This is a genomic window from Saccharopolyspora sp. NPDC050389 (genome assembly GCF_040655595.1).
In the GTDB taxonomy this organism is placed as follows: Bacteria; Actinomycetota; Actinomycetes; order Mycobacteriales; family Pseudonocardiaceae; genus Saccharopolyspora.
Genome location: NZ_JBFAKG010000017.1, coordinates 22,711 through 46,583, shown reverse-complemented (window position 1 = coordinate 46,583; position 23,873 = coordinate 22,711). Strand labels below are relative to the sequence as shown.

General features: G+C 70.4%; 26 protein-coding genes. 10 read left to right on the top strand and 16 right to left on the bottom strand.

Annotated features, from left to right (window positions below):
* Positions 1 to 20 precede the first annotated feature (20 nt).
* Positions 21 to 407 carry a hypothetical protein gene (locus tag AB0I53_RS13630; protein WP_358601320.1) on the bottom strand — a complete coding sequence of 129 codons (387 nt, stop codon included), beginning with the start codon at positions 405 to 407 and terminating at the stop codon, positions 21 to 23.
* Positions 408 to 1,000: 593 nt separating this feature from the next.
* Between AB0I53_RS13630 and AB0I53_RS13625 the strand changes: the two genes are divergently transcribed.
* On the top strand, positions 1,001 to 2,329 hold the full coding sequence (locus tag AB0I53_RS13625) for a diguanylate cyclase (protein ID WP_358601317.1): 1,329 nt from the start codon (positions 1,001 to 1,003) through the stop codon (positions 2,327 to 2,329).
* A gap of 18 nt (positions 2,330 to 2,347) precedes the next feature.
* On the opposite strand, the gene AB0I53_RS13620 is transcribed toward AB0I53_RS13625, so the two are convergent.
* The gene (locus tag AB0I53_RS13620) at positions 2,348 to 3,043 is read right to left on the bottom strand and encodes a hypothetical protein (protein WP_358601314.1); all 696 of its coding nucleotides are present in this window, start codon (positions 3,041 to 3,043) and stop codon (positions 2,348 to 2,350) included.
* Between the two features lie 226 nt (positions 3,044 to 3,269).
* On the opposite strand from AB0I53_RS13620, the gene AB0I53_RS13615 reads away from it, so the two are divergent.
* On the top strand, positions 3,270 to 3,539 hold the full coding sequence (locus tag AB0I53_RS13615; RefSeq protein WP_358601311.1) for a DUF1876 domain-containing protein: 270 nt from the start codon (positions 3,270 to 3,272) through the stop codon (positions 3,537 to 3,539).
* Positions 3,540 to 3,554: 15 nt separating this feature from the next.
* On the opposite strand, the gene AB0I53_RS13610 is transcribed toward AB0I53_RS13615, so the two are convergent.
* The 9 genes from AB0I53_RS13610 to AB0I53_RS13570 form a co-directional block, all read right to left on the bottom strand.
* Positions 3,555 to 3,845 (bottom strand): helix-turn-helix domain-containing protein, encoded by a 291-nt coding sequence (locus AB0I53_RS13610; protein ID WP_358601309.1) that lies wholly within the window; start codon positions 3,843 to 3,845, stop codon positions 3,555 to 3,557.
* Positions 3,815 to 3,979: a hypothetical protein gene (locus tag AB0I53_RS13605; protein WP_358601307.1), complete on the bottom strand. Its 165-nt coding sequence runs from the start codon at positions 3,977 to 3,979 to the stop codon at positions 3,815 to 3,817. The genes AB0I53_RS13610 and AB0I53_RS13605 overlap by 31 nt, the downstream gene beginning before the upstream one ends.
* 110 nt (positions 3,980 to 4,089) lie before the next feature.
* Positions 4,090 to 5,424: an MFS transporter gene (locus AB0I53_RS13600; protein WP_358601305.1), complete on the bottom strand. Its 1,335-nt coding sequence runs from the start codon at positions 5,422 to 5,424 to the stop codon at positions 4,090 to 4,092.
* 111 nt (positions 5,425 to 5,535) lie between these two features.
* Positions 5,536 to 5,913, bottom strand: a complete 378-nt coding sequence (locus AB0I53_RS13595; RefSeq protein WP_358601302.1) for a RidA family protein — start codon at positions 5,911 to 5,913, stop codon at positions 5,536 to 5,538.
* 8 nt (positions 5,914 to 5,921) lie between these two features.
* A complete protein-coding gene (locus tag AB0I53_RS13590; RefSeq protein ID WP_358601300.1) occupies positions 5,922 to 6,620 on the bottom strand; it encodes a DUF3726 domain-containing protein in 699 nt (232 codons plus the stop codon).
* A gap of 5 nt (positions 6,621 to 6,625) precedes the next feature.
* Positions 6,626 to 7,618 carry a membrane dipeptidase gene (locus AB0I53_RS13585; RefSeq protein ID WP_358601297.1) on the bottom strand — a complete coding sequence of 331 codons (993 nt, stop codon included), beginning with the start codon at positions 7,616 to 7,618 and terminating at the stop codon, positions 6,626 to 6,628.
* A complete protein-coding gene (locus tag AB0I53_RS13580) occupies positions 7,615 to 8,724 on the bottom strand; it encodes a hypothetical protein (protein ID WP_358601294.1) in 1,110 nt (369 codons plus the stop codon). Before AB0I53_RS13580 ends, AB0I53_RS13585 begins: the two co-directional genes overlap by 4 nt.
* Positions 8,725 to 8,826: 102 nt before the next feature.
* On the bottom strand, positions 8,827 to 9,378 hold the full coding sequence (locus AB0I53_RS13575; protein WP_358601291.1) for a hypothetical protein: 552 nt from the start codon (positions 9,376 to 9,378) through the stop codon (positions 8,827 to 8,829).
* Complete coding sequence (locus AB0I53_RS13570) at positions 9,375 to 10,859, bottom strand: aldehyde dehydrogenase family protein (protein WP_358601288.1); 1,485 nt, start codon at positions 10,857 to 10,859, stop codon at positions 9,375 to 9,377. The genes AB0I53_RS13575 and AB0I53_RS13570 overlap by 4 nt, the downstream gene beginning before the upstream one ends.
* Positions 10,860 to 10,992: 133 nt before the next feature.
* Here AB0I53_RS13570 and AB0I53_RS13565 point away from each other — a divergent pair, with 133 nt between their 5' ends.
* The 3 genes from AB0I53_RS13565 to AB0I53_RS13555 all read left to right on the top strand — a co-directional run bounded on the left by AB0I53_RS13565 (position 10,993) and on the right by AB0I53_RS13555 (position 14,847).
* On the top strand, positions 10,993 to 11,904 hold the full coding sequence (locus AB0I53_RS13565) for a LysR family transcriptional regulator (RefSeq protein ID WP_358601285.1): 912 nt from the start codon (positions 10,993 to 10,995) through the stop codon (positions 11,902 to 11,904).
* Between the two features lie 88 nt (positions 11,905 to 11,992).
* Complete coding sequence (locus AB0I53_RS13560; RefSeq protein ID WP_358601282.1) at positions 11,993 to 12,985, top strand: alanine racemase; 993 nt, start codon at positions 11,993 to 11,995, stop codon at positions 12,983 to 12,985.
* A gap of 95 nt (positions 12,986 to 13,080) precedes the next feature.
* Complete coding sequence (locus AB0I53_RS13555) at positions 13,081 to 14,847, top strand: protein kinase (RefSeq protein ID WP_358601279.1); 1,767 nt, start codon at positions 13,081 to 13,083, stop codon at positions 14,845 to 14,847.
* A gap of 104 nt (positions 14,848 to 14,951) precedes the next feature.
* On the opposite strand, the gene AB0I53_RS13550 is transcribed toward AB0I53_RS13555, so the two are convergent.
* The 4 genes from AB0I53_RS13550 to AB0I53_RS13535 all read right to left on the bottom strand — a co-directional run bounded on the left by AB0I53_RS13550 (position 14,952) and on the right by AB0I53_RS13535 (position 18,048).
* Positions 14,952 to 15,743, bottom strand: a complete 792-nt coding sequence (locus tag AB0I53_RS13550; RefSeq protein ID WP_358601276.1) for an FHA domain-containing protein — start codon at positions 15,741 to 15,743, stop codon at positions 14,952 to 14,954.
* Between the two features lie 99 nt (positions 15,744 to 15,842).
* Entirely contained in the window at positions 15,843 to 17,090 is a 1,248-nt protein-coding gene (gene fmdA / locus AB0I53_RS13545; RefSeq protein WP_358601273.1) for a formamidase, read from the bottom strand.
* 12 nt (positions 17,091 to 17,102) lie between these two features.
* On the bottom strand, positions 17,103 to 17,744 hold the full coding sequence (locus AB0I53_RS13540) for an AmiS/UreI family transporter (RefSeq protein ID WP_358601270.1): 642 nt from the start codon (positions 17,742 to 17,744) through the stop codon (positions 17,103 to 17,105).
* 31 nt (positions 17,745 to 17,775) lie between these two features.
* A complete protein-coding gene (locus AB0I53_RS13535; RefSeq protein WP_358601267.1) occupies positions 17,776 to 18,048 on the bottom strand; it encodes an FmdB family zinc ribbon protein in 273 nt (90 codons plus the stop codon).
* A 294-nt stretch (positions 18,049 to 18,342) separates the two neighbouring features.
* On the opposite strand from AB0I53_RS13535, the gene AB0I53_RS13530 reads away from it, so the two are divergent.
* The 5 genes from AB0I53_RS13530 (at position 18,343) to AB0I53_RS13510 (ending at position 22,352) form a co-directional block, all read left to right on the top strand.
* Positions 18,343 to 18,540 (top strand): hypothetical protein, encoded by a 198-nt coding sequence (locus AB0I53_RS13530; RefSeq protein ID WP_358601264.1) that lies wholly within the window; start codon positions 18,343 to 18,345, stop codon positions 18,538 to 18,540.
* Between the two features lie 312 nt (positions 18,541 to 18,852).
* On the top strand, positions 18,853 to 19,005 hold the full coding sequence (locus AB0I53_RS13525) for a hypothetical protein (RefSeq protein WP_358601261.1): 153 nt from the start codon (positions 18,853 to 18,855) through the stop codon (positions 19,003 to 19,005).
* Between the two features lie 228 nt (positions 19,006 to 19,233).
* On the top strand, positions 19,234 to 19,836 hold the full coding sequence (locus AB0I53_RS13520) for a TIGR03086 family metal-binding protein (RefSeq protein ID WP_358601258.1): 603 nt from the start codon (positions 19,234 to 19,236) through the stop codon (positions 19,834 to 19,836).
* 113 nt (positions 19,837 to 19,949) lie between these two features.
* Complete coding sequence (locus AB0I53_RS13515) at positions 19,950 to 20,837, top strand: serine protease (RefSeq protein WP_358601255.1); 888 nt, start codon at positions 19,950 to 19,952, stop codon at positions 20,835 to 20,837.
* A 354-nt stretch (positions 20,838 to 21,191) separates the two neighbouring features.
* Entirely contained in the window at positions 21,192 to 22,352 is a 1,161-nt protein-coding gene (locus AB0I53_RS13510; protein ID WP_358601252.1) for an Ig-like domain-containing protein, read from the top strand.
* On the opposite strand, the gene AB0I53_RS13505 is transcribed toward AB0I53_RS13510, so the two are convergent.
* Positions 22,337 to 23,767, bottom strand: coding sequence for an MFS transporter (locus AB0I53_RS13505; protein WP_358601249.1), 1,431 nt, complete (start codon positions 23,765 to 23,767; stop codon positions 22,337 to 22,339). The genes AB0I53_RS13510 and AB0I53_RS13505 overlap by 16 nt on opposite strands.
* Between the last annotated feature and the right edge of the window lie 106 nt (positions 23,768 to 23,873).

Below are 23,873 nucleotides of genomic sequence, written 5' to 3'. Positions count from 1 at the left end.
GGAACCCGGGCCGTGCCGGTTCATCCGACGTAAACGTTCAGCTGCATTCCCATCTGCCGGTGGTTGCCGACCGGGCACCAGAAGTCGTAGAGCCCGCGGCGCAGATCCACGGTGAGGTCGGCGGCCTGGCCCGCCTGCGCCACCGGCGTGCGCGCGTTCGCGACGCCGGGTCCGCTGATCTGCAGGGCGTGCGGCATGCGCCCCTCGTTGATGGCCCGGAACGTGTAGCGCCCCGGTGGCAGGAAGGCCGGCTGCAACAGCCGGTAGTCGACCATCTTGACGATCACCAGGTGCGAACCACCGGCGCCCACCGGTCCGGTGGGCGCCGCCGGCGCCGAGGCGGCCGACGCACCGGTGCAGACGGTCGCCACCAGTGCGAGCACGCCGAGCAGCACGCTCAGCAACACCCGCCTCGTCCTTCCGGATTTCCTGCCGATGACCCTTTTTCCGCTCACTTTGATCAGCATTGCCGACCCCCACGAGAAATTCGGCACCGGGCCGGGAAATGCGCTAGCATCCAGAAAACCATTACCAGCCCGGATGTTTGACGCTGCAAGCCCGTCCAGGGTAAGTCCGCGCGCCGTCCGGTTGGTGTCGGGTGTTCCTGGAGGAACCGGTGTTGCGGTTCTTGCAGCCGAAAAGCCTGCGACAGCGCGGGCGCATCCGCTCGGCCGTGAATTTAGGTATGGAAGTCGGTAATTCCAACGGCGCAGGGAACCGCGATCTCGCGCAAGGTGAATGGCAACGCCCCCGATCCCCCGACGTTCGAGGTGGGTATGCCTCGCTTCGATCAACCCCGACAAGCCAACCGAATCACCCCGTTTCCCAGGCCGTCACGCATCGGACGCCCCCGCGGCGGCCTGGGGAGCGGAGGTGCACCCGAGTTCGCCGGAAATGCGCGCCACACGGCCACCGGCCCGGCAGGCGAACAACTCCGCCTGCCGGTGGAGGTTCCCCGTCTGGAAGCCGCACATCGGCAGAACTTTTCCCCGGAAGCCTGATGCGAACTACTTCAGAATCCGAGTCGACCGACTCGACCGCAAAGTGGCGACCGCTGCTCGACAGCGCCGCGACCCCGATGGCGCTGCTGGATGCGAGCGGCCACTGCGTGCACGCCAACGATGCGCTCTGCCGCGCGCTCGGATACGAGCGGGCCAGTGTCATCGGACGCCCGCTCGACGGCTTCACCGCCGGTGAGATCGCTCCGAAAAGCGCCACCGGATCGGGAACGGCGGAGCGGCGCTTCATGCGTTCCGACGCCAGCGTCGTGCGAATGCTCCAATGCACGTCGCCGATCCACGGCAACGGAGGCGAACCGGGGCTCTTCCTCGCGCAGTTCCACGAGATCGAAGACCGCCCGGGGGCCAACGTCCTCTGGAGCCGCGTGTTCGCCAACGCTCCCACCGGCATGGCGCTGCTGGACCACGATGGCCGCTGGACCGACGTCAACGACGCGTGGTGCGAGCTCCTCGGGTACAGCAGGCGGGAAATGCTGGAGATGCACTGCTGCGACGTCACCTACGCCCAGGACCACGCGCAATCCGCCGCGGCGCTGGCGGACCTGGCCGCGGGCAGGTCCGCCACGCTCAGCTTGAAGAAGCGCTACCGGCACAAGAACGGCCATCCGATCTGGGTGCTGATCCGGACCAGAGTGGTTCCCGGCGCCGGCGGTCGCCCGACGTACCTGGTCAGCCAGTGCGAGGAGCTCGGCGAGCGCGGCGCCTCCGACGTCCACCTCGCCCACCTGGCGCTGCACGACCCGCTGACCGGGCTGGCGAACCGCGCCCTGCTCGACGATCGCCTCGCGCACGTCCTCGCGGACCTCGAACGGGACGGCGGCGTGGTCGCGGTGCTCGTCGCCGACCTCGACGAACTGAAGCCGGTCAACGACACCTACGGGCACGCCGTGGGCGATCGGCTCCTCATGACCGCCGCGGACGAGCTGCTCAACGCGGCCGGCCCTGCCGACACCGTGTGCCGGATCGGCGGCGACGAATTCGCCGTCGTCAGCCGGGTTCCCGATGTCCAGGCCGCCGCGAAGTTCCGGGACCACGTCGCCCGGCGCCTCCGGGCCGAACGCGAAACGCCCCACGGTCGCCTGCGGATCCGGGCCAGCGTCGGGCTGGCCACCACGACCGATCCGGCCACCCGGCCGAACGCGCTCCTGCACGACGCCGACCGGGACATGTACCGGCGCAAGCACGACATGCGCGCGGGCGCGGAGGCGACCGCGAACTGCCCGCTCTGCCAAGCCCGGAATGAGCCGCACGCCCGGCTGGGCACGCGACCGGTGCCCGGCGACGTCCCGCAATCCCCGGCAGGTGGTTGACGCATCCGGCGCGCCCGGTCAGTGCGCGAACGCCGTTCCCGGCACCTCAGCGCGGTCGACCTCCGGCCGGTACAGCATCAGGATCGCGGCGTCACCGATCCACACGGCGAACACGATGCCGGTGACCATGGCCGCGACCGTGACGAACGGGCCGGTCACGTAGAAGGCGGTGACGCCGGCGATCAGCCCGATCGCGGCCACCGCGAACCCGAACCAGCCGACCCACGGCCCGAGCACCTCGCGGCGCACCATCGCGGCGCCGGTCGTCCCAGCGAACAGCGCGACCAGCAGCCCGAGCGGCCCGAGCGCCAGCCGGTGCAGCTCGGAGAGCGCGAACACCGCCGACCCGCTCGCGGTCGAGATGTCCCGGCTCATCGACGCCAGCGCGGTCACCGGGAGCATGCTCACCACCGTCGTCATCGACAGCACGACGCCGGCGGCGAACACCACCGGGGAGAACGCCTCCGCGCCGCCTTCGGCCCGCTGCAACAGGTGGCGCAGGTGCCCCACGAACCACAAGAACACCACCGCCGCCAGCGTCGCCAGCAGCGCGGCCAGCAGCACCGTGCCCTGGTGCCCGGCGACGTAGAAGAAGGTCAGGACAGGCTCCTCACCAGTCGGGGCGGACGGGTTGAGGAACAAGCTGACCAGCAGTAACACCGCTGCCAGCAAACCGCTCGCCGCTCCCGCGCGCTCCCATGCCCGCTCGTTCATCGCAGCCTCCTCCGCTCGGATTCCGCAAGCCACCCGGTTACCCCGCCAACGGCGTGAACCCAACACGACGCGCATCGGCCGCCGGGCCGGGAAAAACCGGCGCACCGCACCGCGGTTGCGGCGAAGATGCACCGACTGCGAAGCGGTGCCAATGGGCTCTGGCTGCCCACGCGGCCGGCCCGCGATGCTTGGCGCGGCGATGGAGGCGAACAGCGGAGAATCGGTCATGGTCGCGACGAAGCACTGGACCTTCGACGTCTACTTCGACGAGGACGTCGACCACACGCACGCCGAAGCGCGCCTACAAGCACCGGCGGCCGGAGAACTCCACGGCAAGGGCGCGGCGCGGCGAAACCCGGAAGACCGCAGCGTGCCGGAGATCGGCGACGAACTAGCGGCGGCGCGAGCGCTGTTCGACCTGGCCCGCCGCCTGCTCAAAGCGGCCGAAGACGACGTCGAGAGGATGACGGGCCACCCGGCCCACCTCCACACCTGAGCCCGCGCGGGGAGGTCAGGTTGGGCGGGTTTCGCTTGGTGGGTGGCCGAATTCGCTTTGGAACACTCGGGTGAAGTGCGCGTGGCTGGCGAATCCCCAGCGGTGCGCGATGTCCGCGATCGTTCGGTGGCGGGCCGCCGGATCCGCCAGTTCCCGGCGCGCTCGTTCGAGTCGCCGGCGTTGCAGGTAGCGCGCCGGGGAATCGCCTTCGGCGGAGAACAGCCTTCCCAGGTGGCGCACCGACATCCCGACCGCCGCGGCGATCCGTCCCGGTGTCAGGCCCGGATCCGCCAGGTTCCGCTCCACGAAGTCCTTCGCGACCACCAGCGGCGGCGGTGCCCGACCTGCGACAGGTACACCTCCTGCTGCGCGTCGGGCTTGAACGAGTTCTCGATCGGCTTGAGGTCTTTCCAGAACTCGGTGGTGGGCTGGTCGGGCATGTCCGCTCCTTCGCGGCCGGCGGCGGTTACCCAGGCAGTTAACCGCCGTCGGCCGCAGCCGGTCTTTCCGCTCGCGGACATGCCCTTGCCTGATCGGGACATCGGCCGGGTCAGCGCTGCAACGCCCCGGCGACGTCGAGGTCAACGCCCTTGGTCTCCGGCGCCATGAACACGCCGATCGCGGCGCCGACCAGCGCGATGCCGGTGGCGATCCACATCGTCGTGCCGATGCCGAGGTTGGCCAGCGCCCACGGCGTCGCGAAGGTGCCCACGGCCGCGCCGATCCGGCTGATCCCGGTGCACAGCCCGACCGCCGTCGCGCGGACCTCGGTCGGGAACAGCTCGTTCGGGTAGATCCATTCGAGGATCGAGGGCCCGCCGTTGAACACGGCGTAGACGGCGAAGGCGATGGCGACCGCCCAGAGCCCGGATTCCGGGAACATGGCCAAGTAGGCCAGCCCCAGTGCGGACACCGCGAAACCACCGATCAGCACCGGCCTGCGCCCCATCCGGTCGACTAGCAGGAGGGCCACCACGTTGCCCACCAGGAAGAAGAAGTTGATGACGCCGGATCCGAGGTTCGCCGCGTTCCCGCCGTCGAGGTGGAACAGCTGGAGGATCTGCGGGCCGAAGGCGTAGATCGCGAAGAGGGTGACCGTCGTGGCCGTCCAGAACACCGAGATGAACACGATGCGCCCGAGATATCCCTTTCGCAGCAACGCGCGCATCGAGACCGGTTGCGGCTTGTCGTCGACGTCCGCGAGGGTGGCGCCCGGCCCGAGCGCCTTGTGCAGCACCGCCCGCGCCTCCGCGTAGCGCTGCTTGCTCACCAGCCATCGCGGCGACTCCGGGATGCTGGCCCGCGCCAGCAGGATCACGGCCGCCGGGATCGCCGACGACAGCAGCATCCACCGCCACCCGTCGTCCAGCGCGAGCAGAGCGTAGCCCACGAAGGCCGCGACCGTCGCCCCGACGAACCACATGGCGTTGAGGCCGCCGAGCAGCTTGCCGCGCCAGTCCCGCGGCACGAACTCGGCGACGAGCGTCGTCGCGATCGGGTAGTCGGCGCCGACGGCGATGCCGATGAGCAGGCGGAGCACGAACAGCTCGACGTCGTTGGTGACGAAGAACTGCAGCACCGAGCAGGCGATGATCACGGCCAGGTCCAGCGTGTACATCAGCTTGCGGCCGATCCGGTCGGTGATCGGCCCGAAGATCATGCCGCCGAGGAAGATCCCGATCAGCGCGGACGAGCCGATCAGTCCCGACCACAGTGGACTCATCTGCCACTGGGGCTCGATCTGGACCATCGCGATGCCGATGATGCTGAGGATGTACCCGTCGAGGAAGGGCCCGCCGGAGGAGAACAGGGCCAGCCGTTTGTGGAAGCCGCTCAGCTTCGCGTCGTCCAGCGACACTCCTCTGGTGGTGGCATGAGCAGACATCGGCACTCCGTTCGTTGAAGTGGTGGTGAGTTGCCCGAACGCCCGCATCGGGGCACGCCGCGCCGGCCGCCGAATGCGGGTCGTTCTCGGAAATGGGGGGGGATCTGCGGCTCAGCGGTCGGCGACCGCGGCGACCGCATCGATCTCGATCCTCGTGCCGCCGCGGAAGCGCGCCACTTCAACGGTGGTGCGAGGCGGGAGCCGGAGTCCCGCGAAGCGCTTCAGGTAGGCGTCGTTGTAGGTGTCGAACTCGTCGAGATCGGCCAGGAAGACCGTCACCTTCAGCAGGGAATCGAGTCCGCCGCCGGCCGGTTCGAGGACGCGTTGGAGGTTGTCGAGGGCGAGCTCGACCTGTTCGGCCATGCCCGCGGGCGTGCTTCCGTCCTGTGCCCGGGGAAGCTGACCGCACGCGTAGATCACGCCCTGGTGGACCGCCGCGGCGGCGTAGGGGCGCTCGACTCCGTCGGGATGGGGGTGCAGCGTTGTCAATCTCGTCCTCACTTCGCCGGTTCCGCGATGAGGAAGCCCCGGGAAGCGCGGTGCGCCGCGTTCCAAGAGGCCTCCTCGACGTGGCGTCCGTTGTTGATCGCATCGATGCGATTGCGCTCCCGCTGGCCTGTCGTGGAGATGACCGGCCACTGGAACGCGGACAGTTCGTCGCCGCGCGCGTTCGACACGTAGAGGCCGCCTGACACGGCACGCGCTCCGGCCGGGAGGTGGCGATCGAACTCCGCGAGGTCGGCTGCGCGGACGCAACCGTCGGCGGTGCAAACAAGACCGGCGGTCGCCGCGCCGCTGTCGTCGAATTCGGCGAGCACCGTCGTTCCGCCTACCCGCTCGACGAGTTCCAGCGCGAGGCAGCGGAATGCCTGCCTGAATCCGAGCCCGCGGACGAACAGATCGGCTCGCGACCCACGTGACGCACGCGCGGCCACCAGGTCGAAGACCGAGACGCCGAGCCGCAACGGCCCTCGACACGGATCGGCGTCGACGACCAGCACGCCGTCGTGGACCTGCGAGGTCGCGGCGGCCGAGTTCGGCCCGGCGTCGAGCTCCTGCCGCAGCACCGCGAGACCGCCCCACCCCTGGACCTCGGCCATCAGCACGAGGTTCGCCACCGCAGCGGCTTCCCCGGCGGAAGCGCCGGCGGCGCGCATGGCGCGGAGGGCCACCTCCCGCACTTCGCGCGTGCTCACCCGGATCATCGGTCCGCCTCCGCAACGAGGACGTCGGCGAACAGCCGCATCCAGTTCTCGCCGAGCACGCCCTGAACCGTCTTCTCGTCCAGCCCGGCGTCGAAGAGGCCCTCCGCGAGCACCGGGAAGTCGGCAGGCCCTGAGAACCACTCCGGCCACTCGGGCCATTTCGGCACGACGGGATTGGCCTCCGGCGGCTGCCAGCGCCCGTTGCGCAGCCACGCCACGAACTTCTCGGACCAGTTCTGCGTGCAGTCGCTGCCGACCGCGACGTGCTCCGGCCCGATCTCGTCCACCAACCGCGCGACCATGGCGCAGAACTGGTCGCGGGTGGTGCGCTCGCCCCCGATCACGTTCGGGTACAGGCAACAGCCGATCACGCCGCCTCGATCGGCGAGCGCCCGGATCACCTCGGTCGGCTTGTTCCTCGGGTTGTCGAAGAACCACCTCGGGTTCGAGTGCGTGATCGACACCGGCACCGCGGACGCGTCGATGGCGTCCAGACAGGTCTGGTCGCCGACGTGGGACAGGTCGATCATCATGCCGACCCGGTTCATCTCGGCCACGACGTGCCGGCCGAACCTCGTCAATCCCGAGTCGTGCGGGTCGTAGCAGGCGCCGCCGACCAGGTTCTGGATGTTGTAGGTCAGCTGCGCGACCTGCACCCCCAGCCTGCGGAAGACCTCCACGAGCCGGAAATCGTCGCCGAACGGCGAGGTGTTCTGGAAACCCAGCAGGACGGCGATGCGCCCGTTCTCGTGCGCCCGGCGGATCGCGTCCACCCCGTCGGCGAGGGTGACGATGTCCGGATTCGCCGCGGCCAGCCGGCACCAGGCCCCGACCGCGCGCAGCGTCTCCTCCGGCCCTTCCCACACCGCGCAGGTCGCGTTGACCGCGCCGACACCGCCGGCCCGCAGCTGCTCCAGCACGCCCCGGTCCCAGTTGTTGATCTGGAGGCCGTCCACGACGAGCCAGTCCTCGTACCGCAACGCAGTCACGCGCGCTCCCCTTCCGGTTTCGTGGTGAACATCCAGTCGTCGGCGGCGACACCGGCCGCCACGTCGCCGGCCCTCGGCGCACCCGAGAACAACGTGACGCGGAGCCAGTCGGTCGACTGCGGGCTGTAGTTGTCCATGCCGTACACCGCCAGCTGGAAGCGCTGCAGGTGCAACGGCAGGAAATCTCGCGCCAGGAGGTTGGTGCGCACCTCCGCCCACGGCGTTGCGGCAAGCGCCTGCACGCGGCACGCGGTGCCGCGGTGCCATGGGCGGGTGAGCAGGAACTCCGCCACGCTCGCCGCCGGATCGGTGTTCCGGAGGTCGTCGCGCAGGCGCGCCACCGCGCGTGCGATGTCAACGGGCTGCTCGACCTGTTCGCCCGGGTCGTGACCGCGGCGGCCGCGGCGCGGCTCCTCGCTGTTGGCCGAGACGAACCAGAAGTAGTGGCTCTGCTCCGGCTCGTCGAAGTCGAACGCATCGACCCAGGCGTACGCGGAATCGATGACGTCCAGCAGCGCCCCGCAGTCCTGTTCCGGTTGCAGGGCCAACAACTCGTCGCAGCGCAACAGCTGCTCCACGTCCTCGTCGAGCTCGTCGTAGAGCTCGACGATGAGCGAGTCGAACACCCCGCACGCCTCGACGTCGATCTGCTCGGCCGCATCGTGCAGCGCCTGCCACGCGAACGAAGTCGGCGTCGCCCCAACCGTGCCTCGTGCTTGGTACTCGGCCAGCAGCTCCGCCACGCGGCCGAGATGTTGGGCGAGCTCGGGACCCGGCGCGTACGGCGCGGTGACCAGGGTGGCGCGTTCCGCGAAGTAGCGCCGCGCACCGGCCAGCAGCTCCGCCAGCCGCGCGACCCGCGCGTCCTGCGGATCCGTGGCCTGCCCGAGTGCGTGCGCCAGCGGCAGTTCGCGCGTCGCGCACCACGCGTCCAGGACCCGGGGATGGTTGATGATGTAGGGCACCATGCCCAGCCCGGTTGCGTTGCCCAGCCCCAGGAATCGGCGCCATCCCGCCGAAAGCCGCACGGCATCGGCAGATCGCTGGGCGGCGCAGTGTTCCACCAGGTCGTAGCTGAGCTCGCGCAACAACCAGGCGGCCAGCATCTGCGCGCGGTACGGCGCCGCCAGCGGGTGTTCCGCCGGATAGGCGTCGAAATCCAGCAGCCCGAACTTCCCGTTGCTGTAGAACGCGGTGCTGCGCAGGACCTACGCCGCATCCCCGAACGCCGCCGGATCGGGCTGGTGCCCTTCCGCGAGCCGCTCGACGGTGTAGTCGAAAAACCGTTGGCTGCGGTTGGCCCGGGTCCACACCAGACTTCCCCCGTCGGCACGACCGGTTTCCTGCCCCGGAACGTGGCCGCGCAGTGACGACATCCGCTCCTCGGAAAGTGGCCCCTCGATCAAAGCCGCTGTGACGTCCCAGGATTCCGCGATGACCCGGTCGGTGCGCTGCCGTTCGTCGAGCTCGGTCGAGAAGACCACGAAGCGCAGTTCAACGCCGGCGGCGTCGACCCGGTAGACGGCCTCGCCCCGGCCGCCGGAGTCGATCTCCCAGCGTTCCCGGGTGACCTGCCAGCGCTGCTGGGAAGCACGCCGCAGCATCGACCGCGCGAAGCTGTGGCGGGTGAGCCGGGCGGCTCCCATGCTCTCCGGCGACAGGACGACGTCGGCGCTCCTGGCCCGGGACTGCGCCCGGCTCAGGCGCTCGGTCGGACGCGGGAAGTCCGCTCCCACCCGTCGGTCCTGCGCGGTGGTCATGACCGCGCTCCGCGAGGTGTCGTGGTCCGCAGGTACGCGGTCTTGGTCCACGTGAAGAACTCTGCGCTGCTGTCGCCGTTCTGCTCGCGCGGCGCGGGGAACGTGGAGTCCTTGAGACCGCCGAACGGCGCGTGCAGCTCGGAACCGGTGTTCGGGGAGTTCACCTTGATCAGCCCGGCGTCGAGGTCGGCCAGCCCCCGGCGGACCGCGCGCTCGTCGGTGGTGAAGAGGGCCGCCGTGAGCCCGTAGCGGGTGTCGTTCGCGATCGAGATCGCCTCGTCGAGGTCCGCCGCGCGAAGCACGGTGACGACGGGCCCGAACACCTCTTCCCGGCAGATGGTGAGCTCCGGCGTCCCGGCGAGCAGCGTCGGGTTGACGAAGTGGCCGCCGTCCGGGAGCGGGCCGCCGGCCTGCGCCACGACCTCGGCGCCTTCGGCCACGGCCTGCTGCACGGCGTCCGCGATCTCGGCCCGGGCGCGCTCGTTGATCACGGGCCCGACCTGGGTGTCCTCGTCCTGGCCTGCGCCGACCCGGAGCGCTTCGAAGCGCTTCGCCAGCTCGGGCAGCAGGTCGTCGTAGGCGTCGCCGACCGCGATGATCCGCCGGGTCGCGGTGCACTTCTGCCCGGTGCTGCCGACGACCGCGCCGACCAGCACGTCGGCGGCCGCCGCTGGGTCGACGTCCGGGAGCACGATGGCGGCGTTGTGGCCGCCGAGTTCCATCTGCAACTTCGCGCCGCGTGGGACGACGGCGTCCCGGATGAGCCTGCCGACCGCGTCGGATCCGGTGAAGGTGACCCCGGCGATCTCCGTCCTGGCGACGAGGTCGGCGCCGAGCGAACCCGGCCCGAGCACGAGGTTCACGACCCCTTCCGGCACACCCGCCTCGCAGAGCACCTCCGCCAGCGCGACCGCGACCGCAGGCGTGTCGCTGGCGGGCTTCCAGACCACCGCGTTGCCCCACAGCAGCGCCGGTGCCAGCTTCCAGACCGGGATCTGCAGCGGGAAGTTCCAGGGAGTGATGGCCGCGACCACGCCGAGCGGGCGGCGCAGCGTCCGGATCGCCTCGTCGGGATGGCCGGAGGGATAGGTCGCGCCGTCGGCCGCGCGGGCCCGGGAAGCGTGGTAGTGCAGCGTTTCCACGCTGCCGGCGACCTCCGCGCGCGACTCCGGGAGGGTCTTGCCGTGTTCGCGGGTCATCAGCACCGCGATGTCCTCGACGCGTTCGGCCAGCACTTCCGCGGCGCGCCGCAGAATCCGGCCCCGCTCGATCAGGCCGAGGTCCCGCCACGCCCGCTGCGCCGCTCCGGCGGCGCGCACCGCGCTGTCGAGCTGTTCCGCACCGGCGGTCCGGTAGGTCGCGACGGACTCCTCGGGGCTGGCCGGGTCGGTGCTCCGGGCCTGCGTGCCACTGCCGTCGATCCACCTCCCGCCTACGAGGTGGCGAAGCCGGATCGAGGACGAAGCCTGATTCGATGTCACGTGCTGCTCCATTTGGGTTGACCGAGCGCGGCGTCCGGACGACCGGGCCGCGGCTGGACGCAACGCTAAGCGCGGCAAAACCGCACGTGAAGTACCTATTGCTGATCGCTTGATAAGGCATCACTATCAATCGGTGGAGATTCGTCAGATTCGGTACTTCGTGGCGATCGCCGAGGAGGGAAACTTCCGCCGTGCGGCGGAGCGCCTCCACGTGGCGCAACCCGCGTTGAGCCAGCAGATCCGCCGGTTGGAGCAGCAGCTCCGGACGCCCCTGTTCATCCGCACGACGCGCCGCGTGGAGCTCACCGCGGCCGGGTCGGTGCTGCTGGAGAACGGGCGGCGCGTGCTGGCCGAGGCGGATCAGGCCCTGAACGCGGTCCAGCAATCCGCGCACGGTGAGATCGGCACGCTGCGGATCGGTTTCGTCAGCTCCGCCGCGCTCACCCTGGTGCCCAAGATCGTGCACGCGCTGCGGGCGAACCGGCCGAACCTGCACCTGGACCTCAAGGAGATGACCACCGATCGCCAGCTCGAAGCGATCAACGAAACCGCGCTCGACGTCGGGATCGTGCGCGAGCTGGAGCCCCAGGCCGGGTTGAACGTGTGCAAGCTCGTGCAGGAGCCGCTGCTGGTGGCGCTCCCGAAGAGCCACCCGCTCGCCCGCCGGCGCTCCGTCCGGCTCGCCGAGCTCGCGGCGGAGAAGTTCGTCGGATTCCCCCGCAGCCAGGTTTCCCGGCTCTACGACCACATCGCGGCCCTCTGTCACCAGGCCGGGTTCCGCATGCGGCCGGCGCAGGAGGCCGTTCAGTTCCCGACCATCCTCGGCCTGGTCGCGGCCGGTGAGGGGATCGCCGTGGTGCCCAGCTCGCTGCGCCACCTGCGGCTGCCCGGGCTGTCCTACGCGCGCCTGGACCACCCCGACGCGGTGTCCCGGATCGCGATCGTCTGCCGGCCCGACCGCGCGAAACTCCCGCTGGTGGCCAAGTTCTTCGAGCTGTCGGCCGCAGTCGACCTCGAAGGCGAACGGCTGCGCGCTTCGTCCTGATCGCCGGAGATGCTCTTCAGGGGTTGGCCCGGGGCGGCGGAACCGTATGATCCGGGCGGGAAGACCGGTACCGGCGAGGGAGACGACGTTGCACCTCTTCGACCTGCGGACCCCTGCGCTCGTCGTCGATGCCGCGCTGCTCGACACCAACCTGCGGACAATGGCCGATGCGCTGCCCGGTGCCCGGCTGCGCCCGCACGTCAAGGCGCACAAGACGACTGCGCTCGCCAAGCGCCAGGCCGAATCCGGGCATCGCGGCTTCACCTGCGCCACCGTCCGCGAGGTCGAGGGCATGGCCGCCGCCGGGCTCGGCGAAGATCTGTTGCTGGCGAACGAAGTTCTCGACACCCACCGCCTCGGCGCGGTCGTGCGCGGCGGTGCCCGGGTGACGCTGGCGGTGGACTCACCGGAAACCGTCGAAGCCGCGGCATCCGGCGGGGTCCGCGAGGTGATCATCGACGTCAACGTCGGCCTGCCGCGCTGCGGCTGCGAGCCCACGGCCGCCGGCGAGCTCGCCGAACTCGCTCGCGGCAAAGGACTTTCCGTTCGCGGCGTGATGGGCTACGAAGGCCATCTCATGCTGCGCAAGGACCCGGCGGAGCGCGCTGAGCGCACGGCAGAGAGCATGGCGCTCCTGCTGGCCGCGCACGAGGACGTCGGCGGCGATCTCGTCAGCGCGGGCGGCACCGGGACGTACGCGGTGAACACCTGGGCCACCGAAATCCAGGCCGGCTCCTACGCCCTGATGGACACCGCCTACGCCGAACTCGGCCTGCCGTTCCGGCAGGCCCTGACCGTCCTCGGCACCGTCATCTCGACCTCGCCGAAGTGGGCCGTCGCCGACGTCGGGCTGAAGGCGCTCGGCATGGACCACGGCAATCCGGCGACTCCGGGCGCGCGCGTGCACTTCTGCTCCGACGAGCACCTGACCTTCACCCCGGAAACCCCGGTCGGGGTCGGCGACCGGATCCGCGTGCTGCCCGCGCACGTCGACCCGACCATCGCGCTGCACGAGCGCATCCACGTCGTCGAGGGCGACGAAGTCGTCGAGACCTGGCCCGTCGATCTCCGCGGCTGGTGATCCGTTTTCCGGACCGGTCCCGCCCGGTGCGCGCCCTGCAATAAAGTTGCGCCACCTCGTCCGAGGCTGACCCCGGCTCGTGGATCGGAGTGGCGGTGCGCATCGGTCAGTTGATCAGCGGCCGGTATCGGCTGGCGGAGCAGATCGGTTCCGGTGGCAACGGGACGGTCTGGCGCGCCGTCGACGAGGAACTGGGCCGGGACGTCGCGATCAAGCACGCCGTTTCGCGGGACAGCGAACACGGCGCCGAGCGGATCCGGCGACTGCGGACCGAGGGCAAGATCCTGGCGAAGGTGAACCACCCGAACGTCGTCACGCTCTACGACGTGGTGGCCGAAGGCGGCGAGTGGCTGCTGGTCATGGAGTACCTCCCCGCGCCGGACCTGGCCCACCACCGCATGTTGCCGCCGGCGCGGGTGGCCAGGCTCGGCGCGCAGCTGGCCGCAGGCCTGGCCGCAGTGCACGCCACCGGCGTTCTGCACCGCGACATCAAGCCCGGGAACGTGCTCGTCACCGGCGACAACATCGCCAAGCTGGGCGACTTCGGGATCTCGCGCGCCGTGCACGCCGACGTGACCCTCACCGACACCGGCCTGCTCTCCGGCACACCCGGTTTCGTCGCCCCCGAGGTGGCCAACGGCGCGGACCCCACCACGGCCTCGGACGTCTTCTCGCTCGGCGCCACCCTGTTCGCCGCGATCGAGGGCGTCACGCCGTTCGGCGAGTCCGGCAATCCCTTCGTACTGCTGCGGGAAGCCGCGGCGGGCAAGGTCGCCGCGCCCAGCCAGGCCTGGCCGCTCACTCCGGTGCTGTCCGAGCTGTTGCGGGTCAATCCGGCGAAGCGGCCGAGCGCGGCGGAAGCCAGGTCGATGCTGGAGAACGTCGTCGCCGACGTGCCGGTTGGGAAGCGCCGGCGCGGTCGCGTCGTCGCGGTGTCCGCGGCGGTCGTCGGAGTGCTCGCGCTCGGCACCCTGGTGGCGACCGGGTTTCCGCCCACTTCGGCGGATCGGCCTCCGGCGGCTCGCCCCGAACCGGCGTCGCCGATCGGCGAGCCTCGCACGGCCGATCCCTGCGCCCTGCTCGACCCGGTGGCGCTCGCCCGGTTCGGCGAAACCGACCTGAACGCCGAGTACGGCAACTTCAACCGGTGCGACGTCATCGTGGAGTCCGCCGACGGCGAGGTGGACGTCGAGGTGCAGTTCGCCGCGGCCGACGGGCCGCCGGAGGGCCGGATCGAGAAAGTCGGCGCGCTCGACATCGTGCGGGAGCCGCAGGAAAGCGATGAATGCGCCCGAATCCTGCCGATGCCCGACCAGCGAACGCGGATCGTGATCACCGCGGACCAGCTCGGCGAGGGCAAGTCCGATCTCTGCGGCATCGCCGAGACGGCGGCAGCGAACGCGGCCGAAGTGCTCAGCCTGGGTGAGGTTCTGCGCCGTCCGGCGCCGAATCCCGCTTCGCTGATCAACGCGGACGCCTGCGGCCTCCTGGACGGCGACGCGCTCGCGCGCTTCCCGGGTGTCGACGCCATCCGCCCGGAACCGGGCTTCGGCGACTGGAGCTGCCGGTGGAACAGCACCACCGGCCCCGCCACGCTCCGGCTCATCTTCGACCGGCACCAGCCGCCCACCGCCGACGACGGGCGCCCCACCCGGTTCGGCGACCGCCAGGCCTTCGTCGAGCCCGAGGGCTACGGCGACGAGTCGTGCCAGGTCGCCATCGTCCACCGCGAGTACCGCGGCGAGGACGGGCCGATGGTCGAGCGGCTGCTCGTCGTGGTGATGGGCCCGCAACCCGCCGGCGAGCTCTGCCGGCTGGCCACCGCCCTCGCCGAACCCGCCGCCACCGGCCTCCCCGCCTGACCCGAGAGGCGCCCGTGAGCGCTTTGGGGCGCCTGGATTTGCAAGGGGCGAGGGTTCCGTACGCGTCACCCCCAAACGAGCCCGGAACCAGGCTTCGGCCCGGCTCAGCTGTCGAGGAGCCGCAGGTCCGGCGGGACGAGCGTGGTGCTCTCCACGAGTTCGCGGATCAGGTTGTTGTTCAAGGTGTTCCCGACCGGCTCGCCGACCTCGTCGCGGGTCAGCCCGGGCACGCCGCCCTTCGACAGCCTGGCGCGGACGTCGACGACGTCGTGCTCCACCCGCTTCGCCGTCCACCCGGCATCCGGCTGCAGCTCGGCGAGGTGTTCGGCGGCCTGCCGCCAGGACAGCGGCTGCGGATAGGCCTCGTGCATCAGGTACCGCTGGCCCAGGACGACCAGGAGGAGCTTCTCGGTGGGCGAGAGCTTCCACGTCCTCGGCGGCTGGGTCGGGTCGCTGTGCTGCGACGCGGGCGGCTGCCCGTCCAGCCCCGCCACGTACAGCTCCAGCAGGTGCTCACGACCGCTCGAACCGCGCAGGAACAACGGCGTGTACCCGGTGGTGAGCGGGACCGGCTCGTCGTCGGCGAACAGCAGCCGCGAGCCGGGGAACCGGACCGGGAGGCGCCCGGTGTTGTGGACCCACCAGTGGTCCAGGTGGTGGGTCAGCAGCCCGTGGTGGCGGCTGATCCGCCGGTCGTTCTCCCCGATGCAGACGTGCACCTCCGGCCGGTTGCGCCCGAACACGATCGTCCGCCCCTCCCGCGGCCGGACCGTGATGCCGCCCGTGACCGACAGCGCGAAGATCGTGCCCGGTGCCGACTCGGGCACCCCGAACGCCAGGCTGCCGTGCCCGGCGGCGAGCGGACGCCCCCCGGCCGCCTGCAGGTTCTCGCGCATGCCCACCTCCGCTTCCTCGAACGCACCTGCAGCATTCCACGGCCTGCCGGGAGCCCTCCCGGACGCGGAGCAGCGGCCCCGCGGGGCCGCTGCCGGTGATCAGGATGTGACGGCGCACTGGCCACGATCCTCGCGCGCGGGTCCGGCCGCGGTGGGCCGCACGTCGAAGTCGAAGATCGCCGCCGGGACGTAGAGCGTGCAGCAGGCGTTGGGGATGTCGACGATGCCGCTGATCCGCCCCTCGATGGGCGCCGAGCCGAGCAGCAGGTACGCCTGCTCGCCGGTGTAGCCCCACTTCTTGAGGTATTCGATGCCGTTGAGGCAGGCGCGGCGGTACGCCACGGTCGCGTCCATGTAGTGGTTCGTGTCCGTGTCGTGGTCCACCGAGATCCCGGAGAACGACAGGAACTCCGAGTACCGCGGCTCGACGTTGCCCGGCATGAACAGCGGGTTCGTGGTGATGCCGTACTTGTCCATGCCGTCCTTGATCAGGTCGACGTGCAGGTCGATGAAGCCGCCCATCTCGATCGCGCCGCAGAAGGTGATCTCGCCGTCACCCTGGCTGAAGTGCAGATCGCCCATGGACAGCTTCGCGTCCTTCACGAAGACCGGGAAGAACACCCGCGATCCCCGGGTGAAGTTCTTGATGTCCTGGTTGCCTCCGTTCTCCCGGGCCGGCACGGTCCGGGCGCCTTCCTGGGCGATCCGCTGCGCCTCGCTGCCGTCCGCCTGGCCGGCCAGCGCCCCGGGCGGGGTCGGCGGCAGGCCCAGCGGCGGCACCCGGTTCGGGTCGGTGTCGATGAGCGCCTGCTCCCGCCGGTTCCACCTGGCCAGCAGGTCGGCCGAAGGAGCGGTACCGATCAGGCCGGGGTGGGTGATGCCGGTGTAGCGGATGCCCGGCAGGTGCCGCGAGGTGCACTGCTGCCCGTGGAAGTCCCAGATCGCCTTGTAGGCGTCCGGGAAGTAGTCGGTCAGGAAACCTCCGCCGTTGGCCTTGGCGAACACGCCCGTGTAGCCCCAGCCCTGCCCCGGGGCCTCGCCGGTCTCCTGCGGCACCGGACCGAGGTCGAGGATGTCGACGATCAGGAGGTCGCCTGGCTCGGCGCCTTCGACGCCGATGGGGCCGCTGAGCATGTGCGTGAGGTCCAGGTTGACGTCCCGGACGTCGTTGGCGGAGTCGTTGTTGCCGAGCTGCGCGTCGGTCCACTCCCGGCATTCGATGCGGAACTCCTGGCCGGGCCGGACCATCGCGGCCAGCGGGATGTCCGGGTGCCACCGGTTGTGCCCGGGCACCGCCTGTTCCCGCATCGACTTCGACTGGTCGACGCTGAAAGCCACTTCTGGCATGGGAAATCCTCCTCACTGATGTGCCGGCCGGTGGGGCGCGGGCAGCACCCGGAAGCCCCGGACCGACCACACGCCGGTGGTGAACAACCACAGCGAGACGAAGACGACGACGCCGAAGATGACCAGCACCAGCGCGATGGCGTTCGGGTTCTGCCAGTAGCCGGTCAGGATCAGGAACGACGGGATCGCGGCGGTCACCCAGCCCTCGATAGCGGCGACCCAGCCGGTGTAGCGGGTGAGCCGCTCCATCTTGAGGCCCAGCAACAGGAAGAACAGCAGCCACAGGAACGACCAGTACAGCCAGATCACGCCGAACGGGCTGTCGCCGAGCAGCCGGAAGTTCGCGAACGAGTAGCCGAGCGCCATGATGGCGACGAACAGCGAGAACCAGCCGACGCCGCTGGAGTCGAAGTCGCCGAGCAGCCCGATCCCCACGTACAGGTAGGTGAAGCCGAACAGGTAGATGCCCGACGCGCTGAGGACCGTGACCGGGTCCGAGAGGTTCACCGCGATCAGGATCGTCGGGGTGATCACCTGGAGCGCGCCGACGAAGAGGTTGAACACGCCGATCGCCTTCGGATCGGCCTTGCCCAACAGCATGACGCCGTTGAGGAACAACACGGCGCCGACGTACAGCAATCCCACATATGCCACCGATGACACCTCCGCTGGCGCCTGGGCCCGGTCAGGGGCGTGGGAGCCGGGACAGCGACGGATGCGGCCTGGTCGGCTGCCTGCCGGGCACCTCGGTGACCACCTCCGGCTCCGCGCTGCTGCGATCCGCTCGGTCGAGCGCGGCGGCGAGCCGCGCGGGCACGGCGGTGAAGTGCGGTGCGGAGAAGATCCTGCGGGCCGATCGCCCGCAGTCGGGACACGCATGCGAATCCGATGCCGTTCCCATCGGCTGATGCGTCTCGAAGCGACCGCACCGAGGGCAGTCGTATTCGTAAGTCGCCATGGGCCAGCCCTTCCCCCGAAGACCTGAGACCAACGCGATCTCGCCTGCGGCCGCCAGCGGCAACACTGACGCGAACCGGCGGCCCAAACCGAGGAGACGCCCAGTGCCGAGCGCTGTCAAGGGCGGCATGATCTGCGGCGACGCGGCCCGGACGATCGTCTTCGGCGTGGCTCGCGACACTGTTGACTGCGCGTGCCCACCTACCCAATAATTTCCGCCCAACAGAGTGAGCACGCGTCGGAGCGGTCACGCCGTGCAGGCGACACCCGACATGAACAGAGTGGGTGGCTGCCCATGCGTCCCCGACAGGATCCCCGCGGTCACGTCATCCTGACCGCCTGGATGTGCCCCGGCTGCGACGTCGCCGGGCGATCCGCGCCCGAGAACGAGCCGGAATGCTGGAACTGCGGTGGCCCGGTCGTGGTCACCGCCCGCCCTGCCGTGCCAGCGGCCGCCACCGATCCCGTCGCCGGATCGCCGATCAGCTCCTGACCCCGGCGGCGCGCTGCGTGATCTGTCCACAGTGCACTCCGTGGTTCCGCTGACCGGCAACCGCTCCTGAAATCCACTACCTACCCAGCGTGACTGTTCGACTACGGATCGAACTCGGGGCAAAAGACTCCTTTACTGACCGTTTCCCGGCAATACCGTGACAAGTACCGGCAAAAGTCGGCGAATCCGACGACGCACTCGCGCCGCCTGGAGGATCAGTCGCAAAGCATCGGGGCGCCCCGGTGAGCTCTTCGTGCTCCCCGGAAGACCCGGTGCGGCGCTGCACCCGTCAGGGATTAACGAGGGGTCACGATGCAGATCAGCACGATCTTCAGCAACCGTCACGGCTGGGGCTGGGGCCACGGCTGGGGTTGGGGCTGGGGCTGGGGTTGGGGCGGCGGCTGGGGCCGCTGGGGTGGCTGGGGCGGCTGGGGCCGTTGGGGCGGCTGGGGCGGCTGGCGCTGAGCCGGCTTTGAAGTCCCGGGAACCTCTTCCCAACCAGCAACCACACCTAACCCGATAGTCCAGTCCAGCATTTCCGGTAGCTCCCGTCTGCACGCAGGCGGGAGCTTCTGCTGCGCCGGAAGCACTCGAACCGTCCACAATTGACCACTCGGCAACGCGGACTGCGCCGGAAGTACCGCGACCGATTCCCGCCGGACATGCGCGAGCGGCGCGCACCATGATCGACTCATGCGTGTTTCCGGCGACGTGCTGTTCGCCCACCTCCGCCGCACGAACGCGGACTTCGCCCGCCTGGTGCGGTCGATCGAACCGGGCCAGTGGACTGATCCGACCCCCTGCGCCGAATGGGACGTGCGCGCGCTGGTGAGCCACCTGGTGCAGGCGAACGCGATCTACCGGCTGCTGCTGCACGGCGGCGACAGCGCCCAGTTCCTGGTGATCCGCGAGCAGGACGCGCTCGGCGACGACCCCGCCGGATCGTTCGACGCCGCCGCGACCCGCTGCCTCGCCGCCTTCGGCGAGCCCGGGGCGCTGGAGCGGGTCGTGGACTACCCGTTCGGCCCGGTCAACGGCCGCAAACTGCTCGGCCTGCTGATCGCCGACACCGTCGTGCACAGCTGGGACCTAGCCCGCGCCACCGGCGGCCCCGAGGAGCTGGACCCGCGGCTCGTCGAGTGGGTCGACGACAACTTCGAGTGGCTCTACACCGGCGTCGCCGAGGGGCCGCTCGACCCGGGCAGCACGCACCAATACTTCGCTGCGGCCACGGCGGCCTCCGCCGGCGAGACCCGCCAGCAGCGGATGCTGCGCCTGATGGGGCGCCGGCCCTGAGAACGGGCCCCGATTCGATCTTGCAGAATCCGCTCCCCCGCGCCTCCGGACTGAACTACCTTGATCAACACCGTACGTGATCTTCGTGCGGGGAAATCGGAGGACAACAGGAAATGACCAAGAACCTGCGGGTGAAGGGGTCGCTGAAGCACACCGCGGCGCTGGCCGCCGCGGTCGCCACCGTCGGCGCGTTCACGAGCTTCGGGACGGCGCAGGCCGATGAGCCGACCGGCGGCGTGACGCCGTCGATCATCGGTGGCACGCCCGCGGACCAGGCCTACTCGTTCATGACGTCATTAGAGTACGAACGCGACGGGGACCCGAACTCGCACCGCTGCGGCGGCGCGCTCATCAGCCCGGAGTGGGTCGTGACGGCGGCGCACTGCGTCACCACCCCCGACCCGAACGGCGGTGCCTACGTCGTGGATGACCCGGCGCTGCTGCACGTGCGCGTCGGCTCCAACGACCGGACCTCCGGCGGAACCATCGCCAAGCTCCAGGGCATCGTCGTGCACCCCGAGTACCACTCGTACGAGGACCGCGAGCTGGGCAAGGACATCGCGCTCCTGCACCTCGACGGGCCGATCGACGACGCGCCGGCGCCGATGGCCGACGAGCTCACCGAGCCGGGCACCGCGGTCCGCGAGATCGGCTGGGGCTACGTCTCCAACGCCGACGCCGGTGACCCGACCAAGCTGCCGACGCAGCTCCAGCAGCTCGACACCTCGCTCATCCCGCCCACCACGCCGAAGTGCGTGGCGGGCCCGGACGGCGACGACTCCTGGGGCATCCACGACGGCGACGTCTGCGCGGACAACCCCGACGGTGTTCGCGGCCCGTGCGGCGGCGACTCCGGTTCGCCGCTGCTGGTCAAGGACGGCGACCGCTGGCAGGTCGTCGGCGTGGACAGCCGGGGCGTCGGACACGTCTGCGGCGAGTCGCCCGACGTCTACACCAGCGTCGGCCACTTCCGCGGCTGGATCGACAGCGTCATCGCATGATCTCCTGATCGCGAACGGGCCCCGGCGGTGAATCCACCGCCGGGGCCCGGTGCCATCAACGCAGATCACACCGGGAATCCCGTTGTGCAGGGCCGAGTTCAGCTCGCCTCGTGGCCCGTGTGCACTTTGTGCTGCTATAGCGACACAAAGTACACACGGGTTTCGTGCTGTCAATTCCGGCGCGGCGACTACGACGAGAACCCCATCGTCTGGCGGCTTCCCGGCAAGTAGCGGACCCGGCCCCGCCCACCGAATGCGGGGCGGTGCGGCCTCATGATCGTGTTGAGATGTTCGCCCCCGCCCCGGACAGTGGTTTTGATGTCGGGCCGAACGGCTAGGGGACGGGGGCCGGGGATGCGGGTCAAAACAGCGTGGCAGGTCGTCGTCGGGGGCGTGCTCGCCTGCGCAATGGCCTCGTGCACGTCGCCGCCGAAGCCTTCGGTGGCGTCCGTGACGACCTCGGTGCCGGACCGCGCCGCGCAGGTCGCGCCCAGCGAACCGCTGGTCGTCACCGCGCACGCGGGCACGCTCACCTCGGTCACCGTTACCACGGACGGGGGAACGACGATCCCCGGTTCGCTGCGCGACGGCGGCCGCTGGTGGAGCACGACGACGCCGCTGGCGTTCGGCACGAACTACCGAGTGCACGCCCAAGCCGAGGACGTCGAGCGGAAGCTGTCGGCCCCGCTGAACTCGACCTTCAGCACGGTCAAGCCCGTGGACACCGTCACCGTCGACCGGACCCGGCCCACCGACGGCGACACGGTCGGCATCGCCATGCCGGTGTCGGTCTACTTCAGCCGGCCGGTGACCGACCGGGCCGCCATCGAGCGCCGCCTGTCGGTCGAGCCGTCGGTGCCGACCGAGGGCTCGTTCCACTGGATGAGCGACGAGCAGGTCAACTGGCGCCCCAAGGACTACTGGCAGCCCGGCACCACCGTGCGGGTGCGCGCGCAGCTGTACGGCGTGGACACCGGTGGCGGCGTGATGGGCACCGCCGACAGCGAGAGCAGCTTCCTCATCGGGCGCGACCAGCGCGCGATCGGCGACGTGAACACCCACACGTTCACCGTCTTCCAGGACGGCCAGCCGATCCGGGAGCTCCCGGCCTCCTACGGCAGGAGCGTCTACCCGACCCAGTCGGGCGTCCACGTGGCCTTCGAGAAGCACACGTCGACGCGGATGCGCTCGGACACCTGGGGCGGGCCGCAGAAGGGCCAGCCCGGCTACTACGACGAGGTCCTCCCGCACGCCGTGCGCATCTCCAACAACGGCGAGTTCGTGCACGTCAACGCCGCGACGGTCGGGCAGCAGGGCGCGGCCAACGTGTCGCACGGGTGCATCAACCTGTCGCCGGCCAACGGCAAGTGGTTCTTCGACTTCGTGCAGATCGGCGACCCGGTGGAGATCGTCGGCTCCGACCGGCCGCTGACCCCGGCCGACGGCGACATCCCCGACTGGACGATCCCCTATTCCGACTACGTCAAGGGCAGCGCCCTCTACCAGCCGCGCTGAGCGGCGTGCCGGGGCAGGAAGGCTGCGATCGCGAGCGCGGTGAGAGCCGCTGCGGCGGCCATCGCCATGATCACCCGGAAGCCTGCCTCGGACGGCACGGTCAGCGAGCCGAACGTCGCGGTCAACTGCGCCAGCACGGCGCCCGCCACCGCGCTGGAGACCGAGGTGCCGATGGCGCGCATCAGGGTGTTGAGGCTGTTGGCGGCCGCGGTCTCCGCGACGGGCACCGCCGCCATGATGAGCGCGGGCATGGCTCCGTAGGCGAGGCCGATGCCCGCCCCGATGACGCTGGAGACGAGCACGAGCTGCCAGACCGCGGACATCAGCACGATGCCCAGGCCGTAGCCGGCGGCCACCACGACGGCGCCCAGCATCAGCGTCACCTTCGGGCCCCGGGCCTTCGAAACCCGCGCGGACAGCGGCGCCATGGCCATCATCACCAGACCCGACGGGCCCAGCGCCAGCCCCACGACGAACATCGTCTGCTCGAGGCCGTAGCCGGTGGCCGCGGGCAGCTGCAGGAGTTGCGGCAGCACCAGAGACATCGCGAACATGGCGAACCCGAACACCGCGGACGCGATGTTGGTGAGCAGGACCTGGCGGCGGGCGGTGGTGCGCAGATCCACCAGCGGCCGGGCGACGCGCAGCTCCCACCAGCCCCACAGCAAGAACAGCACGGCCGACCCACCGAGCAGGCCGCCGGCGCGGGTAGCGGTCCAGCCCCACTCCGCGCCCTTGGAGATCGCCAGCAGCAGGCAGATCAACCCGGCCGACAACCCGATCGCACCCACGAGGTCGAAGCGTCCGCCGCTGCGCACGTCTGACTCCGGCACGAATGCCAGCACCAGCGCCGTCGCAACGGCACCCAGGCCCGCCGACGTCCAGAAAAGCACGTGCCAGTCGGTGCGTTCGGCCAGGAACGCGGCCGCGGGCAGGCCGAGCGCGCCGCCGACGCCCAGCGAGGCGCTCATCGTCGCGGTGGCCGAGCCGAGCCGTTCGGTCGGGAGCTCGTCGCGCATGATGCTGATCCCCAGCGGGATGACGCCGGCCGCCAGCCCCTGCAGGGCCCGCCCGACGACCATGGGCGCCAACGAGTCGCTGAGGCCGCAGACCGCCGAACCGGCCACCAGCAGCGCCAGGCTGCTCAGCAGCATGCGCCGCTTGCCGTACATGTCCCCCAGCCGGCCCACGACCGGGGTCGCGACGGCTCCGGCGAGCAGCGTCGCGGTGATCGCCCACGCCGTGTCCGATGCGGACGCGCCCAGCAGCGCGGGGAGCACCGGGATCAACGGGATCACCAGGGTCTGCATCAGCGAGACCACGATCCCGCCGAAGGCCAGCACCGCCACGACGGTGTTCGCGCGCGGCGGGCCCGTGACCGCGGCGTCGGCGGTTCGGGCTGGGGCGTTGGGCATGGCGGGGCCTCCGTTGGAGTGATCGGCGTTGCCGGGCCGAACTTTAAATCAGTTGATTGACTTAAAGTAGCGGGATCGGTTAACTGGTCGCAGACCGACCGGAGGA